Origin of the sequence: Pseudarthrobacter sp. S9, assembly GCF_050156545.1 — a bacterium.
Classification (GTDB): Bacteria; Actinomycetota; Actinomycetes; order Actinomycetales; family Micrococcaceae; genus Arthrobacter.
Genome location: NZ_CP189576.1, coordinates 3,501,168 through 3,522,874, shown reverse-complemented (window position 1 = coordinate 3,522,874; position 21,707 = coordinate 3,501,168). Strand labels below are relative to the sequence as shown.

Sequence of the window (21,707 nt, the reverse complement as noted above, 5' to 3'; positions counted from 1 at the left end):
CAAATGGCACAGGGAACCGTCAAGTGGTTCAACGCAGAAAAGGGCTTCGGCTTCATCACCCCGGATGACTCCGATGGCGATGTCTTCGTTCACTACTCCGAGATCCAGACCGGCGGGTTCAAGACCCTCGACGAGAACCAGCGCGTTCAGTTCGAGATCGGCCAGGGCGCCAAGGGCCCCCAGGCTACCGGCGTGACGCTGGTCTAGTCTCCCGCTGGGGAACTGCCTGAGGCAGTCTCCGCGAATCGAATGATCCCCGGCATTAGTGCCGGGGATCATTTATTTGTGGCTTTGTTGGCCGGCTGCCGGCTTTGATCACCACGGCGCTTTGTTCAGCGGACCCACCGTGCATTGTTTCGCATTGTCCGCCGCCGGAATGCATTTCCTGCCGGGCACGGCTGACCCCGCATAAGGCGGTCGGCGCACCGGCGGTTGGCGCACCGGCGGTTGGCACACCGGCGGTTGGCACACCGGCGGTTGGCACACCGGCGGTTGGCACACCGGCGGTTGGCACACCGGCGGTTGGCACACCGGCGGTTGGCGCACCGGCGGTTGGCACATTGGCGGTTAGAGCATTGGCCGTCAGCGCCCTGGTTGTTAGCCCACGAGGGTCCTGAGCAGGCGCGCGCTCTGCCGCACCGATAGCCCGGGAAGGTACGCCCGGCTGAGGGCTCGACCCATCGCGGGCAGCTGCAGCGGGTCCTGGTAGTACAGGTAGAGCGTGCGGTAGTCGGGCTTGAAGCGCGATTTGAAGGTGGCCAGGGAGCGGAACCCGTAAACAGGTTCCAGCGCCCGGCCCACAACGTCCAGGATTCCCGCCAGTCCCTCCGGCCCGGCGTCGCGCGGCGCTTCCTGCCCGTACTCCGCGGTGGCGTCCCCCGCAGTACCGTCCCCCGCAGCGTTTTCCCGCGTGGAGTTGTCCCCCGCCTCGCCGGCGGAGGCCCTGGCTGCAGCCTGGGTGTGGTCCTTGGCGAGCGGCGAGCCGGACAGGGAGATGAACTCCACGGTGCGCTTGAGCTCCTGCACCGCCGAGGCGATCAGGAATTCCATGACGCCGGGAAAGGCGTCCCCGCGCCTGCGCATGAAGTCCAGCGTCCAGCTCACGAGCTGTCCGCCGTCGTACACCGGCAGCCAGCTGGTGACGCCCTGCACCTGTCCCCCTGCGTCGAGCGCCAGGCAGCAGAGCACCTCGTCGTCGTCGAGCTCGTCGATGCCGCCCAGTGTGAAACCCATTTCCGGCACGGGCTTCTGGGCCGCCCATTCCTCGGAAACCTCGCTCAGCTGGGCCCGCAGCGGCGCGGAAAGATCGCTGTAGCGTCCCCACACGGCGCGGACGCCGGTCTTCCCAGCGCGGTTCAAGGCGGTCCGCACGTTTTGCCACTCCTTGCCCTTGAATTCGAGTTCGCGCACGGCGAGCCTGGTTTCCTGGGCCACGGCCACCCGCCGGAAGCCGCGGGCCTGGAGCATCGGCCACAGCTCGTCGGTGCAGGAGTAGAAGCAAGGGATGAGGGCGTGCTCGGCGCAGTAGCGCATGAACCCGGCGGCGGTGTTTTCATGGAGGGCCGCGGGGCCGAACGGGCCGGCCAGGGTCAGCGCCACGTTGCCGTGCTGTTGGTAGGCCACCCCGCCGCGCCGGTCCGCCGTGAACCAGTACTTGTTCGGCTCCCAGAGCGCCATCCAGGACAGCGAGTCGCCGCCCTGGCGGATCAGGCTGCGCGCAACGTCCCGGTCCCCCGAGCCGACGTCCGTGCGGTGCAACCGGCGCAGCAGCACCAGCCACACCGCGGTGAGTGCGGTAGCCCAGAAAATGATCCCGGCGTAGGCGAACAGGAACGCCTCGACGGCGTTGCGGTTCTGGAAGATGCGGCTGTAGGTGCCGGGGATCGGCAGCGGCAGGTACTGCCTGGCCAGTTCCGCCACGAGGCCCAGCAGGCCGCCGTCGCGGTCCATGCCGCCGGCCGCAAGCCACGCCGCAGCGTAGCCCCCGGCCAGCACTAGCCAGGTGCCCCCGACCACGACGCCCAGGTTCCGCCGGGCCCGCGGAGCCGTCTCAACCCGGAACTGCCGCCGGTTGGCCCAGAGCAGCACCACCAGCATCAGCGGGACCGCCACGAGCGGGAGGATATGGACGAAGCCGGAACTCATCACGGCTGTGTGGGGCCGGTTGGGGTAATGCGGAATCCGGGCGAACAGGGCCAGGTACACGGCGGCCAGGGCGGTCACCGCCAGCTGGACGATGATGGCGATCCGCAGCGCAAGGCGGCGGCCCTGCCGCATGCCGTCCGCGCAGATCAGCAGGAGCACCACGGGGACGATCGCCAGTGCGAGGCCCAGCGGACCGGCGAAACCGGCCCTCCCGGCCTCAAGGCAGCTGACGTCAACCGTGCCGCCGCAGTTTGCCTCAAGCTGGCTCAGGGTGGGCAGCGGATTCAGCACGACGTCCCGGAGCAGGGCGAGCGGACCGGTGGGGCTGCTGACCGCCGCGGTGAGGATGGGCCCGACGGCGAAGATGGCGACCGTCAGGGCGAGCAGGTTCCGGGTTTCGCGGCCTGTCGAACGGTGGCGGTGAAGCGTGCCCCTGTCCCCTTGGATCCACCAGCCCGCCGCCAACCCCGCCAGCGCCCCGGCCAGGCCGACGACGGTCTCCGCGTGCCCCACGTACAGCACCAGCAGGAGGGGTGCGGACACCCCTGCGGTCCGCAGCCGCCGCTGCCAGAGCGTGGGCAGCAGTCCGCTCGCGGCCAGCGTGACGGCAAGGACGGCAGCGTAGGGGCCGATCAGCCGGGCGTTCACCATGAGGCCGAGCCAGCCGTCGCCAGCGTACCGCGCCAGCTGGGTGAGCAGCAGGAACACCGTCACGGCGGCGAACTGGCCGGCAAAGTAGAACACGGCGGTGCGCAGTGTGCCCAGGTGCCGCTCGGCGAGGCCGAGCAGCAGCAGGATCATGAGCGCGGCCGCCAGGTAGGCGAGCGGATTGGTCGCGAAGAACAGCGATGTGAAGAGGGACCACCAGCGCCCCGCCCTCAGGCCCGGAGCGCTGACGGAGGCCACATTCAGCAGTGATTCCGGCGGCCCGGAGAGGAAGCTGCCCGTGGCTGCTCCGGTGGCGAGGAAGACGCCGAGGACAGCGAGCGTGAACGGTACGGCCCGGAAGTGTCCGAGGACCCGGCGCACGCCCTGCCGCCAGACGCCCAAGAGTGATGCGCCCTCGGTGCGGGGCCGTCCGCGGGTCGCTGTGCCCGGCCTCACGGTGTGATGCCCCAGCGCCTGGCCAGGAAGTCGAGGCCCCCGGGCAGGCCGCTGGACGCGGTCTCCCAGGAGTGCCCGGCGTTGGCGATCCGGTGGGCTTCGACGGTGAAACCGGCCTTTCGTGCCGCGTCCGAGAGCTGGTCCATGTACCCGATGAACTCGGGATCCCGCTCGCCGGCGCCGAAGTAGATCGTGTTCCCGTCGAAGTGGTGTTCCGTCATGAGCTGCAGCGGTGTCTGCCGATCGAAGGCCGCTGTGTCGCCGCCGAAGGAGGCCTGGACGGTCTTGTCCCGCTCCTTGGCGAGGGCGGGTTCCTTCTCGCTCGAGAAAGCCAGCGCGGCGGTGTAGACGTCCGGGTGCCGGGTCACCATCTGCATGGCGCACGTGGCGCCGAAGGAGAAACCGCCCGCGGCCCACTGCCGGGGGTCCGGGTCGACGTCGAGGGTCCGGTTGATCCACGCCGGCACGTCCGCCGCAAGGAAGGTGTCCGCCTGCGCGATGCGGCTGTCCATGCACAGGGTGTTTCCGGAGGGCGAGCCGTTCGGGTCGACCACCACCACCACCGGTGTGACGCCGGCGTGCTCCGAGGCAAAACGGTCCAGGCGGCTTCGGAGTGCGCCGCCGATGAGCCAGTCGGCCGGGCTTCCCGGCTGCCCGGAGAAGAGCACGAGCACGGGAAGCGCCGGCCTCGGGGAGCCCTGGTAGGCCGGCGGAAGATAGATGTACGCCTCGCGGCTGTGGAAGCCGGAAGTGGTGCCGGGGATCTCGGCTTTCCGGATCACGCCCTCGGGAAGGTCGCCCTGCGCCGTCCACCGGGCCAGGCTGACGGCCGGCGCCGCCCCGGCCAGGCGCTCCAGCCCGGCGTCGAGCGAAGGGATCCGGGCCACTGCCGTTCCCGTCAGGTCACTGACGGTGTGGTTCAGCCCGAAATAGACGTTGGTCTGGACCGCGGAGAGCGCGAGCACACCCAGGAATGCACCAGTTGCGACGGCGGTGGACCGCCAGGGGCGGACGGGGCGCCGGCGGGGCTGGGGACGTGGCTGGGACGGTTCAGGGCGGGAAGACCGGCGGCGCCGGATGCCGCGGAGGCCCCAGATGCTCCCGAGTCGAAGGAAGTACAGGAGCAGGCCCGCGACGGCGGGAACGGACCAGGCCAGGGTTTCCCAAGGCAGCTCCTCGGGGAAGACCGAGAGGCCGTAGATCAGGAGCCAATGCACGCCCGCGACGAGCGCTGCGGCGAGCAGGACGGCCGCGCCCAGCACAGCGGCGGCGGGGCCGGACGCACGCTTCCGCATGCGCCACCACAGGAGGTAGCCGAGGCCGGCCGCACCGGCGGCCCAGGCAATCCACACCGCCGGGCCGTCGACCAGGCGGATGTCTTCAATGAAGTCCACCGGCACTAGCGCCAGGTGCCGACGCCGATAACAGGTCCGGCCTCAAGCCAGGAGGACAGGCCGGCGTAGGCGTCGAACCGCATCGCGAGCAGGACTTCCTGCCCCTCGTACCGGAGTTCCACAATCACGGCGTCCGGCTGGACCTTGACGAGTTCGGATTCGGTGGGCTTGCGCCGCCCCAGCAGCTCCAGGGAACTGCGCCGGAAGGTGTGCTTGGGGCGCACGCTGAGGGAGACGAGGCGGAACCACTCGAGGTCGTTGTCCTGATAACGACAAACCCCCATCTGCCAGCTTTTTCCAGCCGTGCAAATGGAGGCGTCCACCGTGCCGAGGGCGCGCCGCAGATTGAAGCGGCGCACCCCCGAAAGGCACAGTGCAATGACCAGCAACCCGAAGAGAGTTGCCAGGACGATGAACGGCAAACCAATATCGTTCATCAAGGTCGTGCTAGCGGATCCCCGCAGTAGCCGCGTCGCCCATTTGGGCGTTGTCGGCAACAATAACCACCCTGTTGTTGTCGACGGAGAAGAATCCGCCGTCAACGGCTACAGCAATGCGGTCACCGGACACCGGCTCGATTGCCAGCTCACCTTCGGCCAGAATCGCCAGCAGGGGCGAGTGGCCGGGCAGGATTCCGATTTCACCATCGCTGGTGCGGGCCTTGACCATCTTGGCCGCTCCGGACCACACGAAGTGGTCCGCTGCGACAATCTCAACCTCAAGCTCAGCCATATTACTTGGTCTGTTCCTGGATCTTGGCCCACTGGCGCTCAACGTCATCCAGGCCGCCGACGTTGAAGAACGCCTGCTCTGCAATGTGGTCGAGGTCGCCGTCGCAGATCGCGGTGAAGCCTTCGACCGTGTCCTTGATGGAAACGGTGGAGCCTTCGACGCCGGTGAACTGCTTGGCGGTGTAGGTGTTCTGCGAGAGGAACTGCTGGATGCGGCGTGCACGCGACACGACGATCTTGTCTTCTTCAGAGAGTTCGTCAACGCCGAGGATGGCGATGATGTCCTGAAGTTCCTTGTTCTTCTGCAGGATCTGCTTCACGCGGACGGCCGTGTTGTAGTGGTCGTGACCGATGTACTGCGGATCCAGGATGCGCGAGGTCGACGTCAGCGGGTCAACGGCCGGGTACAGACCACGGGAGGCGATTTCACGGGAAAGTTCCGTGGTCGCGTCGAGGTGTGCGAAGGTCGTGGCCGGAGCCGGGTCGGTGTAGTCATCTGCGGGGACGTAGATGGCCTGCATCGAGGTGATGGAGTGGCCCTTGGTGGACGTGATGCGCTCCTGCAGGAGACCCATCTCGTCTGCCAGGTTGGGCTGGTAGCCCACGGCCGACGGCATGCGGCCGAGGAGGGTGGAGACCTCGGAACCTGCCTGGGTGAAGCGGAAGATGTTGTCGATGAAGAGCAGCACGTCCTGGTTCTGGACATCGCGGAAGTACTCCGCCATGGTCAGTGCGGACAGTGCCACGCGCAGACGCGTTCCCGGCGGCTCATCCATCTGGCCGAATACAAGGGCGGTGTCCTTGAGGACGCCTGCCTCTTCCATTTCGACCCAGAGGTCGTTACCTTCACGGGTACGCTCGCCGACACCGGCGAACACCGAGGTGCCGCCGAAGTTGCGGGCAACACGGGTGATCATTTCCTGGATCAGCACGGTCTTGCCGACGCCGGCGCCACCGAACAGGCCGATCTTTCCACCCTTGATGTACGGGGTGAGGAGGTCGATGACCTTGATGCCGGTTTCGAGCATCTCGGTGGAACCTTCGAGGGTCGCGAAGGCGGGAGCCTTGCGGTGGATCGGCCAGTAGTCAGAGGCCTGGATTTCGGACTCGTCAACGTCGAGCGGCTTGCCGAGGACGTTGAAGATGTGGCCCTTGACGCCGTCGCCGACGGGCACGGTGATCGGGCCGCCGGAGTCAACCACGTTGGTCCCGCGGACGAGTCCGTCGGTTGCCTGCAGTGCGATGGCACGAATGACGTTGTCGCCGAGGTGGAGGGCGACCTCGAACGTGATGGTCTTGGTCTCACCGTTGAGAGTAATCTCCGTGGTGAGTGCGTTGTAAATCGAGGGGATTGCGTCAGCCGGGAATTCGACGTCGACAACCGGGCCAATAACACGTGCAATACGGCCGGTAGCACCGGACGTTGCGGCTACGTGTTCGGTAGCAGTGGCAGTCATCTCTCTCACTTCACTCAGTAGATGGCGTGGGGGTTAAGTCTATCTTTTGGTGCAGGTACAGATCCGAGCTCGTGCTGGCTAGGACGCGTTCAACGCGTCGGCACCGGCCACGATTTCGGAAAGCTCCTGCGTAATTTCAGCCTGGCGGGCAGTGTTGCGCAGACGCGTGTACTTCTTGATGAGGTCCGTGGCGTTGTCGCCGGCGGACTTCATCGCCCGCTGGCGGGCAGCGAGCTCCGAAGCTGCTGCCTGCAACATTGCGGCGAAGATACGTGATTCGATGTAGCGCGGCAGCAGAGCATCAAGAACCTGCTCCGTTTCCGGCTCGAATTCGTAGAGCGGCAGGAGGTCCGATTCGGACGCGGCCTTCTCTTCGACAACCTCGAGCGGAAGCAGGCGGACGACCGTCGGCTCCTGGGTCACCATCGACTTGAATCGGGTGTAGACGACATGGATCTCGTCGACGCCGCCCTCTTCATAGGCTGTTGCGAAGTCTTCCAGCAATGCCTGGCTGACTTCCTGCGCAGTCGCAAATTCCGGTGAATCCGTGTTGCCGGTCCATACCCGTCCGTAGGGACGGTTCCGGAAATCGAAGTACGCCTGTGCCTTGCGGCCAACCAGGAACGTCTTGACTTCCTTGCCTTCCTCGTGGAGCAGCTCGTTGAGGCCTTCGGCCTGCTTGAGCACGCTTGCCGAGTAGGAACCTGCGAGGCCACGGTCCGAGGTGATGATCAGGACGGCGGCCCGGCGGATCTGTCCCGGCTCGGTGACCAGCGGGTGGTCGATTTCGCTCTGGCTTGCGACAGCAGAAACGGCACGCGTGATCGCGTTTGCGTAAGGCAGTGAAGCTGCTACGCGTGCGCGGGCCTTGCCGATGCGCGAGGTAGCGATCAGTTCCATCGCCTTGAAGATCTTGCGCATCGACGTCGTCGAGCTGATCTTCTGGCGGTAGACCCGGATCTGGGCTCCCATACTTATCCTTTCCTAAGATCCCGATGGCCGGGACTGCCGGAACCCACGGGTCCCGGCAGTCCCTGCCAACGAAACTAGCGCTTCTGCTTGACGATTTTTTCCTGGTCGACCTGGCCCTCGTCGATGGGGGCGTGCTCCTCGTGCCCCGCACCTACCAGGTAGCTGTCCCCCTCACCGAAGAAGCCCTTCTTGAAGCCCACGATCGCGGTCTTCAGCGCTTCTGCGGTGTCATCGTCCATGACGTTGGTCTGAGCCAGCGTCGTCAGGATGGAGGACTTGTGCTTGAGGTGCTCCAGGAATTCGGTCTCGAAGCGCCTGATGTCCTCAACCGGAACGTCGTCGAGGTGGCCGTTGGTGCCTGCCCAAATGGAGACGACCTGGTTCTCGATCGGGAACGGCGAGTACTGGCCCTGCTTGAGCAGTTCCATCAGGCGTGCGCCACGGGTCAGCTGCTGGCGCGATGCGGCGTCGAGGTCCGACGCGAACATCGCGAAGGCCTGCATGTCGCGGTATTGGGCCAGTTCCAGCTTCAAGGTACCGGAGACCTTTTTCATGGACTTGACCTGGGCGGCGCCACCAACGCGGGAGACGGACACACCCACGTCAACAGCGGGACGCTGGTTGGCGTTGAAGAGGTCCGACTGCAGGAAGATCTGGCCATCGGTAATGGAGATCACGTTGGTCGGGATGTAGGCGGAAACGTCGTTTGCCTTGGTCTCGATGAGCGGCAGGCCCGTCATCGAACCTGCACCGAGCTCGTCAGAGAGCTTGGCACAACGCTCCAGCAGACGGGAGTGCAAGTAGAAGACGTCGCCCGGGTAGGCTTCGCGTCCCGGCGGGCGGCGGAGCAGCAGCGACACCGCACGGTAGGCCTCAGCCTGCTTGGAGAGGTCATCGAAGACGATGAGGACGTGCTTGCCGCCGTACATCCAGTGCTGGCCGATCGCCGAGCCGGCGTAGGGTGCCAGGTACTTGAAGCCTGCCGGGTCGGACGCCGGGGAAGCCACGATGGTCGTGTACTCCAGGGCGCCGTGGTCCTCAAGGGTCTGGCGGACTGCCGCGATCGTCGATGCCTTCTGGCCGATGGCCACGTAGATGCAGCGCACCTGCTTGGTGACATCTCCGGAAGCCCAGTTGGCCTTCTGGTTGATGATCGTGTCGATGGCGATTGCCGACTTGCCGGTCTGGCGGTCACCGATGATCAGCTGACGCTGGCCGCGGCCGATCGGGATCATGGCGTCGATAGCCTTCAGACCGGTCTGCATCGGCTCGTGGACCGACTTGCGCTGGGTGACGCCGGGCGCCTGGAGTTCCAGTGCTCGCGTGGCCTCGGCCTTGATCTCGCCGAGGTCGTCGATGGGCTGGCCCAGCGGGTCAACAACACGGCCAAGGAAGGCGTCGCCGACCGGGACGGACAGAACCTGTCCGGTGCGGTGGACTTCCTGGCCTTCTTCGATTCCGGTGAAGTCACCGAGGATGATGACGCCGATCTCGCGGACGTCAAGGTTCTGGGCCAGGCCCAGCGTGCCGTCTTCGAAGCGAAGCAGCTCGTTCGCCATGACCGAGGGAAGGCCCTCAACACGGGCGATGCCGTCACCTGCGGTTGTTACACGGCCGACCTCTACGCGCTCTGCGTTTCCGGGTTCGTAGGACGCCGCGAACTCGTTCAACGCAATACGGACGTCGTCGGCGTTGATGGTCAATTCGGCCATCTGCAGTCCCTGCTCTCCTGTTTTCGTGATCATCGTTGCTCACGATGACCGGGGTTTCTATCAGTGAAGTTGTGCTTGTCCGGCTAACCGGCAAGCTGACGGTGAAGCTGGCCCAGGCGGGCGAGGACGGAAGCGTCAACCACTTCGTCCCCGACCTGGATCCGGATGCCACCGATCAGTGCCGGGTCAACGTTCATGTTGATCTTGAGCTCGCGCCCGTAGAGGGCATCCAACCCTGCCTGCAGGCGGCCGGTCTGCGTCTCCGTCAACGGACGGGTGACGCTGACCGTTGCGATCCAGCGCTGCTGGCGCTTGGCTGCAAGTTCGGCGAAACGACCGACGAGCTTGGTTGCCTTGAGCCCGCGGGGCTGCGAAACAGCCTGTCCGATAAGGACTTTCGCTTCCTCGCTTGCACTGGGCACGAGCTTCTCGGCGAGGGCAATCTTGGCCGCCGGGCTCGCCTGCGGCTCGGACAGAGCACGCTGGACCTCGTGGTTGGACTCCACCGCATGGTTGAAGGCGAACAGATCGTTCTCCAACGATTCCAGCCCTGTGAGTCCGGAGGCAGAGACGGCCGACTTGTTCTCGGCAACGGCAATTACCACCGAAGCGGCAAGAGTCTCGAGTGCATCGCCGATATCCCGGGCCGACGCCCAGCGTGAGCTGGCCAGTCCGCTCGCGATCTCCGCAGCATCAGCGGATACTTTTCCACCGAAGAGCTGCTTGACCAGCGCCGACTTTTCGTCACCGCTGCGGGACGGGTCAGTCAGGGCGCGGCGCAAGCCAGCCGAGCTGTCCACCGTTCCCAGGATTCCGAAGAGTTCCTTAGCCAACTGCAGCGATGCGTTCGGAAGCTTGGCTTCCAGCGCAACCAGCGCCGCGGCCAGCGATTCGCTCGATACACCTGCCATTACTTAGCTACACCTGCGTTCTGGTTCTCCAGATCTGCCAGGAAGCGGTCCACCACACGGGCCGACCGTGCGTCATCGCTGAGCGCCTCGCCGACGATGCGGCTTGCCAGCGTCGTGGCCAGCGTGCCGACCTCCGAGCGGAGGGACACAACGGCCGCCTGACGCTCGGACTCGATCTGCGCGTGTGCCTGGGCCGTGATGCGGGCAGACTCTGCAGCTGCCTTCTCCTTCAGCTCCGCAAGGATCTGGGCGCCTTCGGCACGGGCTTCCTCGCGGATGCGGTTGGCTTCGGCACGGGCATCGGTGAGCTGCTGCTTGTATTCTTCGAGTGCGGCGGAAGCCTCTGCCTGGGCCTTTTCAGCCTTGGCGATGCCGCCTTCGATGGCCTCGGCGCGCTCCGCAAAGGTCTTCTCGAACATCGGGACAACAAACTTGACCACGATGTACATGAGGACAGCAAAGCCGACGAGGACGACGCCCATTTCCCAGGGATTGGGAACGAGCGGGTTGGCCGCCGTTTCAGTGGCGGCTGAGATGATCATTTGATGCATAATTCACCCGTCCTTATCTACTCGGTTCTGGATGTTCGCTTAGTTCAGAAGGTTTACTTGAGAACGAATGCGAAGACCAGGCCGAGGATGGCGAGGGCTTCAGTCAGCGCAAGGCCGAGGAATGCGATCGGCTGCAGGACGCGCTGCGCTTCCGGCTGGCGTGCCACACCGTTGATGTAGGCCGCGAATACGAGACCAACACCGATACCACCACCGATGGCGGAGAGGCCGTAGCCGATGAGGTTGAGGGACCCGTTGATGGAGCCGTTCATTTTTTTCCTTTCAAGATGCCAACTACGTGGCAGGTTGTTTGGTGTGCTTCATCCCCGCGAGGGGAAGTTTGTGGGTGCCTAATGGCTGTCCGCGTGCAGCGCGCCTTCGATGTAAATGGCGGTCAGCAGCGTGAAGACGTAGGCCTGCAGCGCCATGATCAGCGCTTCCAGCATGTACATGGCGATGGAACCGGCCAGGACGAGTACGGACGCGCCCTTTAGGAGCACGTTCTCCTGCATGACGAGGAACTCGATTCCGGATCCTGCGATCATGACGATGAGGTGGCCGGCCAGCATCGTCGCGAACAGACGGAGGCTGTGCGTGACGGGGCGGACCAGGAAGTTGGAGATGATCTCGATCGGGATGACGATCGGCAGGATGTAGATCGGAACACCGGAAGGAACGGTGGCCAGCTTGAAATACTTGAGGCCGTTCTTCTTGATGCCGATGCCGATCCAGGTGACGTACACGATGGCTGCGAGCACATAGGCTCCGCCGACGTGCGAGAAGCTCGGGAGCTGGATTACGGGAATAGCGCCGTAGATGTTGTTCACCAGGATGAAGAAGAAGAGGCTGAACAGCAGCGGGACGTACTTCATGAAGTCTTTGCCGCCGATGATGTCCTTGGCAATGCCATTGCGGACGAAGCCATAGGCCATCTCGCCTGCGAACTGCAGTTTGCCGGGAACAAGCTGCTGCTTCCGCGCAGCTAGCAGAAAGAATGTAGCGATAATAGCGACCGACAGGATTACCAGCAGCATCTGCTTGGAGAATCCGTCTGCCGCACCCCACGGCAGGATTGCCGGCAAGTGCAGTTCTTCAATTCCAGGAGGAGTGAACTCTCCTGAATCTTGGGTCGGGAGCGCAAGCGCGATCAACGCGTTTCCTCTCTGCAGTGTCCATCATTGGGCGTTGGTCGGGGACCGGCGACATTGCTGCCAGCCTCTCCCCCTGTGAAATTATTTGGCATTACTGTTCCTCGTCCTTGGACGGGCCACGTGCAGCATTGTCCTCGCCAGCTGATGTTCTGGAGCTGGTGAGGCCGTGCATATGAGAAAGATAGAACCCTCCCGCAGCTCCAAGCAGAGCGCCTGCGAGCACAATCCAGCGGGTTCCCCACAGATTATCCAGACCCCACCCTATCAAACTCCAGACCACGATTCCGCCAACAATGTAGCTGAAGACGGCGATTCCGGCGTTGTATCCGCCGTCCCCGCCGTCCGCGGATACACCGGGGGCACCGGGCGTAGTTTTGGGGGTATTGGCTGCCTTGGGAGTTGTTCCGCGGCCGGCTTTGCGGCTAAACATCGGTGCCGCCTTTTCGCGTTTCGGGGTCATTGTAAATCTGCAGCCGTGCCTTGCTGAAACCGTAGATCTCGGCGGCCTGCCAGAACACCACGGTCACGACGGCGCCGATCAGGAACCAGCGGCCGTGCAGCCAGGCCGGCGCCCCGATGGCGAAGAGCACGACGGCAAATCCGACGACCTTGACAAAATACGTCGCGACGAAGAGTCCGATCGCTCCTGAGGGGTTGTTGCGGCCGGCGATGTGGCCGATCATCAGGCTGATGGCGAAGAACGCCATCACCAGGGCCCCCCCGAAGGCGGCGGACCACAGGCCCGTTGCGCCGTTGAAGAGGAACGCGGCAACGCCGGTCAGCACCAAGGCGCCGCCGGCAGCCGCTGAACTCATGGCCAGCAGCCGCAGCCAAAGCGATTTCGTGGGGCCGGAGACACCAACGGGTCCGGTGCCGGACGCGGGTCCGGGATCGGCGTTGGAGGTCATGAGATCCCAATCGTCGCGGGGTGGGGCACGTCAACGGTGCTGGTCAACGGTGCTGGTCAACAAGGTGCGGCGAATGGCCGCCCCTGAATTCTACAGTAGATAGAAATTATTGGGAAAAGCGCGGCAGCGTACCGGTGTGCGGGTCACTCCTGCGTCCCCGTCATCTGTCCGGGACCCCGCTGCCGCAGGTACGGCCACGCTGTCACCACGGCCATGACGGCCGTGGCAGCCAGGTCGACCGCAAGGACGATTTGCCACGGGAACACCACGAAGGCCAGCCCGCCGAAGGCAAGGACGCAGGTCCACAGGTACATCAGCACGACGGCGGTACGGTGCGAGTATCCGATGTCCAGCAGCTTGTGATGCAGGTGTCCCCTGTCGGCCGACCACGGCGAACGACCCAGTGCGGTGCGCCGCACGACGGCCAGGCACAGGTCCAGCAACGGCAGGAAGAGCACCGCGAACGGCAACAGGATCGGGATGATCGTAGGGATACCGTTGAGCCGGTCATAGAGCCCGGATGAGATCTGCCCCGTGGACACGATGCCGGCCGACGCCATCAGCAGGCCGATGAGCATAGCGCCGGAATCGCCCATGAAGATCTTCGATGGAAACCAGTTGTGCGGCAGGAAGCCGAGGCAGCCGCCCACCACAATGGCCGTCAAGAGGGTTGCCAAGTCCGAGCGATCCAGCAGAACGGCGCTCCGGTGCACCCAGTAGGCCGTGAGGAAGAATGCCGCTCCCCCGATGATCGCCACGCCTGCTGCAAGGCCGTCCAGCCCGTCGATGAAGTTGAAGGCATTCATGGTGGTGACAATGAGTCCGGCCGTCAGCACGATGCTTACAGTGTCGTTTTCAATCACGATTGGCTCCGGAATGAAGGGAACAATCGTCACACGGACACCCCAAACAGCCACCACAAAGGCGGCGGCGCTCTGGCCGATCAGCTTGATCCACCAGCGCAGGTCAAGCAGGTCGTCGGCGAGGCCAACCACAACGATCAATACCGCACCGGCAAGGACTCCCCAGGGCGCGGCATTGTTCCGGAAGATGTCCTTCACGAAGAAGGATTGGCGCGCCACGATCAGCGCCACCAGGACTCCGGCAAAGATGCCCAGGCCGCCAAGCCTGGAGACCGGCGTCGAGTGCATGTCGCGGCTGCGGATCGGAGCGAACAGTTCCAGCTTGTTGCCCGCAAGCCGGGCACCCCACGTCGCCGCGTAGCTCACGATCGCCGCGGTCAGCATCATGAGCAGGTACATGATCATGGAAAAACCACCTGCCCGGAGCCGTCAGCGCAGGGAGCCCCCGGCTGGACATTCCGCAGCCACGGGGTCCCCAGTGGGCTTCGGGAATGGGGTGAATTCAATTGCCGTGGAACTGTCTTTCGATAAATGAAACTTCTCCGTCGCCGTGCGCAGGGCAGGCAGTGCGTAGTGCCTGACAGGGCTGTATTACAGTGGACTCTAGTCAAGATACTAATGCCAACGGCCGCCTGTCTTCGCGTCACACGGCCTCCTGCCGGCGGGAAAACCACTGACGGCCGTGCTGAAAGGACCCCGCGATGACCCTGTCGGTTGCAGTTGCTGCCGTGACGTTTGACCGTCCCCGGGAGCTGGCCGTTCTGCTGGACGCCATCAACAACCAGACCGCGGCGGTCCGCTCGATCTGCCTCGTCGACAGCGGCACCGTGCCCGCCAAGGACGTCGCTGACCAGCACGGAAACGTGGACTATGTCCGGTCCGAGGCGAACCTTGGCGGCGCGGGCGGTTTTTCGCTGGCGATCCTCAAGGCGGTGGCCAGCGGGGCGGACTGGATCTGGATGATGGACGACGATGCCGAGCCCGGCGATCCGGAATGTCTCGCCACGCTGCTCCGCGAGGCCGAGGCGCGCGGCCTCGATGCCGTGGTTCCGCTCGTGGTGGCTCCCGGCCACCCGGACCGGCTGTCCTTTTTCTTCCGCCTGGACGGCAAGGTCACGCATGAGCGGGCCGAAGTGGAAAAGGTGGGCTTCCTGCCGGACGACGGTCACTTCTTCAACGGCGCGCTGATCCGCTCCGATGTCTTTTTCAAGGTCGGGCTGCCGGACATGCGCCTGTTCATCCGCGGCGACGAGGTGGACTTCACCCTCAGGCTCCGGAAGGCCGGCATCCGCTTCGGCACGGTGACCACGGCTGCCATCACCCATCCGCATGCCTTCTCCGAGACCAAGCATGTCTACGGCGCCAGGTGGCACGTGATCGTCCCGGACTCGGCGTTCAAACGCTACTTCTACTACCGGAACCGCGGTTACATGATCCGCCGCCATTTCCGGGTCAAGTCCTTCGTCGCCGATGTGGGCGGCTACCTCGGCTACTTCCTGCGCCGCGGCGATTTCCGGGGCCTGGCTGACTGGTTCCGGGCATTTTCCACCGGGCTTCGCGGCAAGGGCTTCGGTCCGCTGAAGGACCAGAAGTTCTAGCGATTCCGGCGTAACCGCCGGTGTAGCTGCCGGCGTAACTGCCGCCGCACCAGCAGCCCCAACAGCACCCACGGCTCGCCGAAAACCCGGTAGGCCACCCGCTGCGGGTGGAGCATGAGCCGCCAGGCCCATTCCAGGCCGAGGCGCCCGATCCACCGGGGTGCCAGTTTCTGGACGCCGGCAATCTGTTCGATCGCCCCGCCCACGGCGCAGTAGACCGCCGGGGGCAGCGTCGCCAGCCTGCGCCCGAGGACCTCTTCCTGCAGCGGCATACCGAGGCCCAGAAGTACCAGCTGCGGGCGCAATCCCGCGAGCCAGGCAACTGCTTTTTCCTCGAGTTCCTCGTTCCAGCCCTCGCCGGGCATTCCGTCAACCTGGGCACCGGGGACGATGCCCTTGAGCTGTGCCACGGCGCCCGCGTTCGCCACGGCGCCGGCGCCGATCACTGCGATTCTCTCAAGTCCCTCGACGCCTGCCAGCGCCGGGATCCAGTCGGTCGAACCCAGCCGGTAGTCCATGACCGGTCCCCTGCCGTCCTCGGCGTCCACGGCCTTGGCCCAGAGCCACAGCACGGGCGCGCCGTCGATCAGGACCACGTCGCTTTGCTCGTAGAAGGACCGGAATCCCGGGTCGGAGTGCAGCAGCGTGACGCTGTGCAGATTGTGGCCTACCACGGTCCGGGTTCCGCCCTCGGCGATGTACCGGTTGAGGACGCCCGTCAGTTCGGAGACAGTCAGGGGTGTCGCGTCGACGTCGAGGACGGGGACGCGCTGGCGCTCCAGCGTCATGCGGCGCCGGATCCGGCGCCTGATTCCGACCCCGGTTCCACAGGCTCGGCGGGTTCAACAGGTTCCACAGGCTCGGCGGGTTCCACAAATTCGGCGGCGGCGGGTTCCACGGCTTCGGCAGGCGCGTTGCCGTCCACGTCCACGAGGTCGGGAACCACCTCGCGCAGGCGCTCAAGGCTGATGGCGCCCTGGCGTACAACCCGCAGCGGGAGGGCGGTGGCGTCGATGATCGTCGACGGCAGGGCCTCGGCGCCTTCAACGGGCCGGTGTCCGCCTTCGAGGTAGACCTCCACGGATTCTGCCAGCTGGGCCTCGGCGTCCGCGGCGGTCTGCGCGGCGGCGTGGCCGGTGCGGTTCGCGGAGGAGACGGCCAGCGGCCCGGTCAGGGTCAGCAGGTCCTGGGCGACGTCGTCGGCCGGGATCCGCAGCGCCACGGTGCCCCTGGTCTCGCCGAGATCCCAGTCCAGTGAGGGCTGGGCGTGCAGGATGAGGGTCAGGCCGCCGGGCCAGAAGGCCTCGGCCAGCCGCCGCGCCTCGGCGGGCACATCGGTGGCGAGGCCGTCGAGGGCGTTGAGCCGCGGGATGAGCACGGGCGGCGGCATCTTCCGACTCCGGCCCTTTGAGGCGAGCAGCAGTGTCACGGCCACGGGTGAAAAGGCGTCGGCGGCGATCCCGTACACGGTGTCCGTGGGGAAGACTACGCACTTGTTCTCGCGGATGGCCCGTTGGGCGTGCTCAAGTCCTGCGGCGCGCTGCTCAGCTGCCGTGCAATCGTAGCTAGTCGTCACTGGCCTATTCTTTCATCACTTCTTGCACTGCCCCGACTTACACTGCCTTGCGGCTGGAGGGCGAGGACAGCACTGGTGGCCCGTTCCTTGCCGTTGAGGTCCCGATGCGTTCTCACCTCGGACCACAGCCCGGTGCGGTTCAGTATCGCAGCGATCCAGTCCGCCTGGACTTCGGCGTGCTCCATCACGAAGTAGCCGCCGGGCACCAGCAGCCGGGCGGCGGAGGCGGCGGCCGCCGTCGGAAGCTCCATGCCGTCCGCTCCCCCGCCGTAGAGCGCCTCCGCCGGATCGTGCAGTGCCACTTCGGGTTCGTTCGGAATGGCTTCGGCGGGGATGTAGGGAGGATTGGAGACGACGACGTCGAACGTGCCGTTGTGTTCAGGCAGCGCATCGCGCAGATCGCCGCGGATGAGGACGACGCCGAGGGGCAGGAGGTTCCTGGCCGCCCAGGCCTGCGCGAACTCGCTGAACTCCACCGCATGGACCTCGGCGCCGGGAACCTCGTGCGCGATCGACCCGGCGATCGCGCCGGATCCTGTGCCCAGGTCCACAACCTTGGGATGCGCCATGCCCTGCAGTCGGTCGATCACCAGCTGCACCACGGATTCGGTTTCCGGCCGGGGAATGAAGACGCCGGGGCCCACCGCCAGTTGAAGGTACCGGAAGTGCGCGACCCCGGTGATGTGCTGCAGCGGAATCCGCCGGGCCCGTTCGGCGACGAGGTCGGCATAGCCGTCCGGCGCCGGCGAGTCGCCCAGCAGCATGGCGCGGAGCCGGCCGAGCCCGACGCCGAGCAGGTGCTCGGCCAGGAGCTCGGCGTCGACCCGGGGGCTGGGCACACCGGCGGCGGCCAGGACCGCCGTCGCCTCGCGGACGGCCTCCGCAAGGCTCGTCCCCGCACCGAGTGTCATATAAGCACCATCGATAAAAGCACCGTCATGAAAGCACCGGGCCTAGCGGCTATTCGCCGATGGCGTCGAGGCGGGCCTGTTCGTCCATCTCGATGGCTGACTGGATCACCGGCTCCAGATCACCGTTCATGACCTGGTCCAGGTTGTACGCCTTGTAGCCGGTGCGGTGGTCCGCAATCCGGTTTTCCGGGTAGTTGTAAGTACGGATACGCTCGGAGCGGTCCATGGTGCGGATCTGCGACTTGCGCTGCGCCGAGTTTTCGGCGTCGATCTGCTCCTGCTGGTGCGCCAAGATGCGGGCACGCAGCACGCGCATGCCGGCTTCACGGTTCTGCAGCTGCGACTTCTCATTCTGCATGGCAACCACGATTCCGGTGGGAAGGTGGGTGATACGGACGGCCGAGTCGGTGGTGTTCACGGACTGCCCGCCCGGGCCGGAGGAGCGGTAGACGTCGATTTTGAGATCGTTCTGGTTGATCTCGAGTTCTTCCGGCTCATCCACTTCGGGGAGCACCAGCACGCCGGCCGCCGAGGTGTGGATGCGGCCCTGGGACTCGGTCACGGGGACGCGCTGCACGCGGTGCACGCCGCCTTCGAACTTGAGCCGGGCGTAGACGCCCTCGGCGGGGTCATTCGAGCTGCCCTTGATGGCCATCTGGACGTCCTTGTACCCGCCAAGGTCCGATTCATTGGCCGAGATCAGTTCGGTCTTCCAGCCGCGGGATTCCGCGTAACGGCTGTACATACGCAGCAGGTCACCGGCGAACAGGGCAGCCTCGTCGCCGCCTTCGCCGCCCTTGACCTCCAGGATCACGTTGCGGGCGTCGTCCGGATCACGCGGGATGAGCAGCCGGCGCAGTTTTGCCGAGGCAGTCTCCAGGGCAGCCTCCAGCTCAGGCACCTCAGCAGCAAACTCGGAATCCTCGGCAGCCATCTCCTTGGCGGCCGCAAGGTCATCCCGGACGGCCTCCCAGCGGTGGTAGGCCTCCACGATGCCGTTCAGCTGAGCCGAACGCCGCCCCAGTTTCCGGGCCAGCCGCTGGTCAGCATAGACGGCAGGATCCCCAAGCTGCGCCTGGATGGAATCATGCTCATCCAACAGGCCCTGTACGGACTCAAACATTCTCAAAACCTCTTTCGACTTGTAAACAAGTCTAGTTACGCGACGCGATGGGTGAGACGACAGCAGGTCGTTCGGTTTCTTGCCGCCCCGGGAGTGCAGTCGATGACTCCCGACCATCGCAAGCTCAGGTCGGGGCCCTCGTCATCTCCCTTGCGGGCCTGCCGGAGCGTGGAGGCTCAGATCCGTCAGGATCGAGCCTCCACGCGTAGGGGCGGGGGCGGCAAAAACCGAACGACAAAGGGGCGGGGCCGGCAAAACTTCGACGGCCCCACCCCTGCGTTAGCTACTTGTCGTTATCGGACTTCGCACCAAGCGTCGTCTTCTGCACCTGCATGAGGAACTCGACGTTGCTCTGGGTCTCCCGGATCTTGTTGGTCAGCAGCTCAAGGCTCTGCTGCGTTTCGAGTCCGGAGAGGACGCGGCGCAGCTTCCACATGATCTTGACTTCCTCGGGGGAAAGCAGGTTTTCCTCGCGGCGGGTACCGGATGCGTTGACGTCCACAGCCGGGAAGATGCGCTTGTCCGCGAGCTGGCGGGACAGGCGCAGTTCCATGTTGCCGGTGCCCTTGAACTCTTCGAAGATGACCTCGTCCATCTTGGAACCGGTCTCGACGAGCGCGGTGGCCAGGATGGTCAGCGAGCCGCCGTTTTCGATGTTGCGGGCTGCACCGAAGAAGCGCTTGGGCGGGTACAGGGCTGCGGAGTCCACACCACCGGACAGGATGCGGCCGGAGGCCGGTGCTGCCAGGTTGTAGGCGCGGCCCAGGCGGGTCATGGAGTCCAGGAGCACCACAACGTCCATGCCCATTTCCACGAGGCGCTTGGCGCGCTCGATGGACAGCTCGGCCACGGTGGTGTGGTCGTCTGCGGGACGGTCGAAGGTGGAGGCGATGACCTCGCCCTTGACGGTGCGCTGCATGTCCGTGACTTCTTCAGGACGTTCGTCAACGAGCACCATCATGAGGTGGACCTCAGGATTGTTGGTGGTGATGGCGTTCGCGATGGACTGCAGGATGAGCGTCTTGCCGGCCTTCGGCGGCGACACGATCAGACCGCGCTGGCCCTTGCCGATCGGGGCAACCAAGTCGATGACGCGGGGGCCGATCTTCTTGGGGTCCGTCTCGAGGCGCAGGCGCTCGGAGGGGTACAGCGGGACGAGCTTCGCGAATTCGACGCGGTCCTTGAGTTCCTCGGGGGTCTTGCCGTTCACCGAGGTGACGCGGACCAGGGCGTTGAACTTCTGGCGGGCTGACTGCTGGCTGCGGTCTTCGCCTTCACGCGGTGCCCGGATGGCGCCGACGACGGCGTCGCCCTTGCGCAGGTTGTATTTCTTGACCTGGGCGAGGGACACGTAGACGTCGTTCGGGCCCGGCAGGTAGCCGGAGGTGCGGATGAACGCGTAGTTCTCGAGCACGTCCAGGATACCGGCGACGGGCAGCAGGACATCGTCCTCGGTGACCTCGACGTCGTCGACGTCCGGTCCCTGGGCGCGTCCCCGACGGCGGTCGTTGCGATCGCGGAAGCGGTCGTTGCGTGAGGATGAGTCGCGGCTGTCCTGCTGAACCTGACGGTCACTGCGGTCGTTGCGGTCACGCCGGTTGCGGCGGTTCCGGCGGCTGCCGCCGTCGCTGTCATCGGTGTCGCGGCTGGTCTCGCGGGCGGTGTCCCGAACGTTGTCGCGGGCCTCGGCGTTGTCGCGGCCGCCGCGGGTGCGGGTGCTTTCACGGCGCTGGCCGTCTTCGCCGCCCTGCTCGGCCTGGCGCTGTTCGCCGCGCGGCTCCGCCTGGCGCTGTTCGGCGCGCTGTTCTGTGCGCTGCTCAGTTGCAGGTTGCTCAGCCGGGGCCTCGCCAGTTTCGGCTGCGTTTTGGGCTGCGCCCGAAGCTGCGGCTTCGCCGCGGCGACGGTTGCGGGTCCGCGGCTGGCGGCGTTCGCTGCCTTCTCCGCCGGTCGCGGCAGAGCCGGCCTCAGCGGCGGCTACGGGAGCCTCCACAGCGGGAGCGGCCGCGGCGGGAGCCTCTGCGGCGGCCGTGGCGACCACGCCGTCGCTGCCCGCACGCCGGCTGCGGCCGCGGCGGGCACGGGTGCCCTCCTGGGTCTGGCCGTCGGCCTCGACGGCGGCGGCCACCGGTGCGGCGGCCTGGGCGCTGCCCTCGGCAGCGGAGCGACTTTCGGCGGAGCGGCTTTCGCTCGCCTTTCCAGCAGCACGGGCCGGAGCCTTGCTCACTGGAGTGCCCGCACGGTGGGCGGAAATGGCTGAGACCAGATCACCCTTGCGCATGCGGGAACCGCCGGAAATACCCAGCTGGCTGGCAAGAGCCTGGAGCTGGGCGAGCTTGAGGCCTGCAAGGCCGCTGCTCTTGGCAGGTACTGCCGTTGACGATCCGGCAGCAGAAGATGTTTCCACAGCTGGAGACAGCTCAGTGGTTTCGGTCACGAAGGATCCTTCCCCCTCGACGGCGTCCAGACTAGGAGCTGGACGCGATGATTTTGATCTGGGCTGCAGTTCAGATCTGCAGCCGGGATTTCGGCCTTGCCGGATGGATATTGACCAGCAGGGCCGGATACTGCTTCACCATGCACGCTCCGAACATGAGGAACGG

21 protein-coding genes are annotated in these 21,707 nt (G+C 65.5%); 2 read left to right on the top strand and 19 right to left on the bottom strand.

What is annotated here, in order from left to right:
- Positions 1–3 precede the first annotated feature (3 nt).
- Positions 4–207 carry a cold-shock protein gene (locus tag ACQCSY_RS16945; protein ID WP_011692441.1) on the top strand — a complete coding sequence of 68 codons (204 nt, stop codon included), beginning with the start codon at positions 4–6 and terminating at the stop codon, positions 205–207.
- Between the two features lie 390 nt (positions 208–597).
- On the opposite strand, the gene ACQCSY_RS16940 is transcribed toward ACQCSY_RS16945, so the two are convergent.
- The 14 genes from ACQCSY_RS16940 to ACQCSY_RS16875 all read right to left on the bottom strand — a co-directional run bounded on the left by ACQCSY_RS16940 (position 598) and on the right by ACQCSY_RS16875 (position 14,304).
- Complete coding sequence (locus ACQCSY_RS16940) at positions 598–3,249, bottom strand: bifunctional lysylphosphatidylglycerol flippase/synthetase MprF (RefSeq protein ID WP_427130584.1); 2,652 nt, start codon at positions 3,247–3,249, stop codon at positions 598–600.
- Positions 3,246–4,643, bottom strand: a complete 1,398-nt coding sequence (locus ACQCSY_RS16935; RefSeq protein ID WP_427130582.1) for an alpha/beta hydrolase — start codon at positions 4,641–4,643, stop codon at positions 3,246–3,248. Before ACQCSY_RS16935 ends, ACQCSY_RS16940 begins: the two co-directional genes overlap by 4 nt.
- Before the next feature lie 5 nt (positions 4,644–4,648).
- Positions 4,649–5,080 (bottom strand): DUF2550 domain-containing protein, encoded by a 432-nt coding sequence (locus ACQCSY_RS16930; protein ID WP_427130581.1) that lies wholly within the window; start codon positions 5,078–5,080, stop codon positions 4,649–4,651.
- A 10-nt stretch (positions 5,081–5,090) separates the two neighbouring features.
- On the bottom strand, positions 5,091–5,375 hold the full coding sequence (locus tag ACQCSY_RS16925) for a F0F1 ATP synthase subunit epsilon (protein ID WP_427130580.1): 285 nt from the start codon (positions 5,373–5,375) through the stop codon (positions 5,091–5,093).
- A gap of 1 nt (position 5,376) precedes the next feature.
- Entirely contained in the window at positions 5,377–6,831 is a 1,455-nt protein-coding gene (gene atpD, locus ACQCSY_RS16920; protein ID WP_427130578.1) for a F0F1 ATP synthase subunit beta, read from the bottom strand.
- A 78-nt stretch (positions 6,832–6,909) separates the two neighbouring features.
- On the bottom strand, positions 6,910–7,803 hold the full coding sequence (locus tag ACQCSY_RS16915) for a F0F1 ATP synthase subunit gamma (protein ID WP_427130576.1): 894 nt from the start codon (positions 7,801–7,803) through the stop codon (positions 6,910–6,912).
- A gap of 74 nt (positions 7,804–7,877) precedes the next feature.
- Positions 7,878–9,515 carry a F0F1 ATP synthase subunit alpha gene (gene atpA, locus ACQCSY_RS16910; protein WP_427135895.1) on the bottom strand — a complete coding sequence of 546 codons (1,638 nt, stop codon included), beginning with the start codon at positions 9,513–9,515 and terminating at the stop codon, positions 7,878–7,880.
- A gap of 83 nt (positions 9,516–9,598) precedes the next feature.
- Positions 9,599–10,426: a F0F1 ATP synthase subunit delta gene (locus tag ACQCSY_RS16905; protein ID WP_427130575.1), complete on the bottom strand. Its 828-nt coding sequence runs from the start codon at positions 10,424–10,426 to the stop codon at positions 9,599–9,601.
- Entirely contained in the window at positions 10,426–10,977 is a 552-nt protein-coding gene (locus tag ACQCSY_RS16900) for a F0F1 ATP synthase subunit B (RefSeq protein WP_427130573.1), read from the bottom strand. Before ACQCSY_RS16900 ends, ACQCSY_RS16905 begins: the two co-directional genes overlap by 1 nt.
- A gap of 53 nt (positions 10,978–11,030) precedes the next feature.
- Positions 11,031–11,249: an ATP synthase F0 subunit C gene (gene atpE, locus ACQCSY_RS16895; RefSeq protein WP_211882710.1), complete on the bottom strand. Its 219-nt coding sequence runs from the start codon at positions 11,247–11,249 to the stop codon at positions 11,031–11,033.
- A 78-nt stretch (positions 11,250–11,327) separates the two neighbouring features.
- On the bottom strand, positions 11,328–12,128 hold the full coding sequence (atpB, locus tag ACQCSY_RS16890) for a F0F1 ATP synthase subunit A (protein WP_427130572.1): 801 nt from the start codon (positions 12,126–12,128) through the stop codon (positions 11,328–11,330).
- A gap of 91 nt (positions 12,129–12,219) precedes the next feature.
- Positions 12,220–12,558, bottom strand: coding sequence for a hypothetical protein (locus tag ACQCSY_RS16885; RefSeq protein ID WP_427130570.1), 339 nt, complete (start codon positions 12,556–12,558; stop codon positions 12,220–12,222).
- Positions 12,551–13,036: a hypothetical protein gene (locus ACQCSY_RS16880; protein ID WP_427130568.1), complete on the bottom strand. Its 486-nt coding sequence runs from the start codon at positions 13,034–13,036 to the stop codon at positions 12,551–12,553. The genes ACQCSY_RS16885 and ACQCSY_RS16880 overlap by 8 nt, the downstream gene beginning before the upstream one ends.
- Before the next feature lie 143 nt (positions 13,037–13,179).
- A complete protein-coding gene (locus ACQCSY_RS16875; protein ID WP_427130567.1) occupies positions 13,180–14,304 on the bottom strand; it encodes an MraY family glycosyltransferase in 1,125 nt (374 codons plus the stop codon).
- A gap of 296 nt (positions 14,305–14,600) precedes the next feature.
- Between ACQCSY_RS16875 and ACQCSY_RS16870 the strand changes: the two genes are divergently transcribed.
- The gene (locus ACQCSY_RS16870) at positions 14,601–15,497 is read left to right on the top strand and encodes a glycosyltransferase (RefSeq protein WP_427130565.1); all 897 of its coding nucleotides are present in this window, start codon (positions 14,601–14,603) and stop codon (positions 15,495–15,497) included.
- Here ACQCSY_RS16870 and ACQCSY_RS16865 read toward each other — a convergent pair.
- The 5 genes from ACQCSY_RS16865 to rho all read right to left on the bottom strand — a co-directional run bounded on the left by ACQCSY_RS16865 (position 15,494) and on the right by rho (position 21,541).
- Positions 15,494–16,285, bottom strand: a complete 792-nt coding sequence (locus ACQCSY_RS16865; protein WP_427130563.1) for a WecB/TagA/CpsF family glycosyltransferase — start codon at positions 16,283–16,285, stop codon at positions 15,494–15,496. The genes ACQCSY_RS16870 and ACQCSY_RS16865 overlap by 4 nt on opposite strands.
- Entirely contained in the window at positions 16,282–17,073 is a 792-nt protein-coding gene (locus ACQCSY_RS16860) for an L-threonylcarbamoyladenylate synthase (protein ID WP_427130561.1), read from the bottom strand. The genes ACQCSY_RS16865 and ACQCSY_RS16860 overlap by 4 nt, the downstream gene beginning before the upstream one ends.
- Positions 17,070–17,984, bottom strand: a complete 915-nt coding sequence (prmC, locus tag ACQCSY_RS16855; protein ID WP_427130559.1) for a peptide chain release factor N(5)-glutamine methyltransferase — start codon at positions 17,982–17,984, stop codon at positions 17,070–17,072. The genes ACQCSY_RS16860 and prmC overlap by 4 nt, the downstream gene beginning before the upstream one ends.
- 49 nt (positions 17,985–18,033) lie before the next feature.
- Positions 18,034–19,107 (bottom strand): peptide chain release factor 1, encoded by a 1,074-nt coding sequence (gene prfA / locus ACQCSY_RS16850; protein WP_427130557.1) that lies wholly within the window; start codon positions 19,105–19,107, stop codon positions 18,034–18,036.
- Positions 19,108–19,390: 283 nt separating this feature from the next.
- The gene (gene rho / locus ACQCSY_RS16845) at positions 19,391–21,541 is read right to left on the bottom strand and encodes a transcription termination factor Rho (protein WP_427130556.1); all 2,151 of its coding nucleotides are present in this window, start codon (positions 21,539–21,541) and stop codon (positions 19,391–19,393) included.
- Positions 21,542–21,707 lie beyond the last annotated feature (166 nt).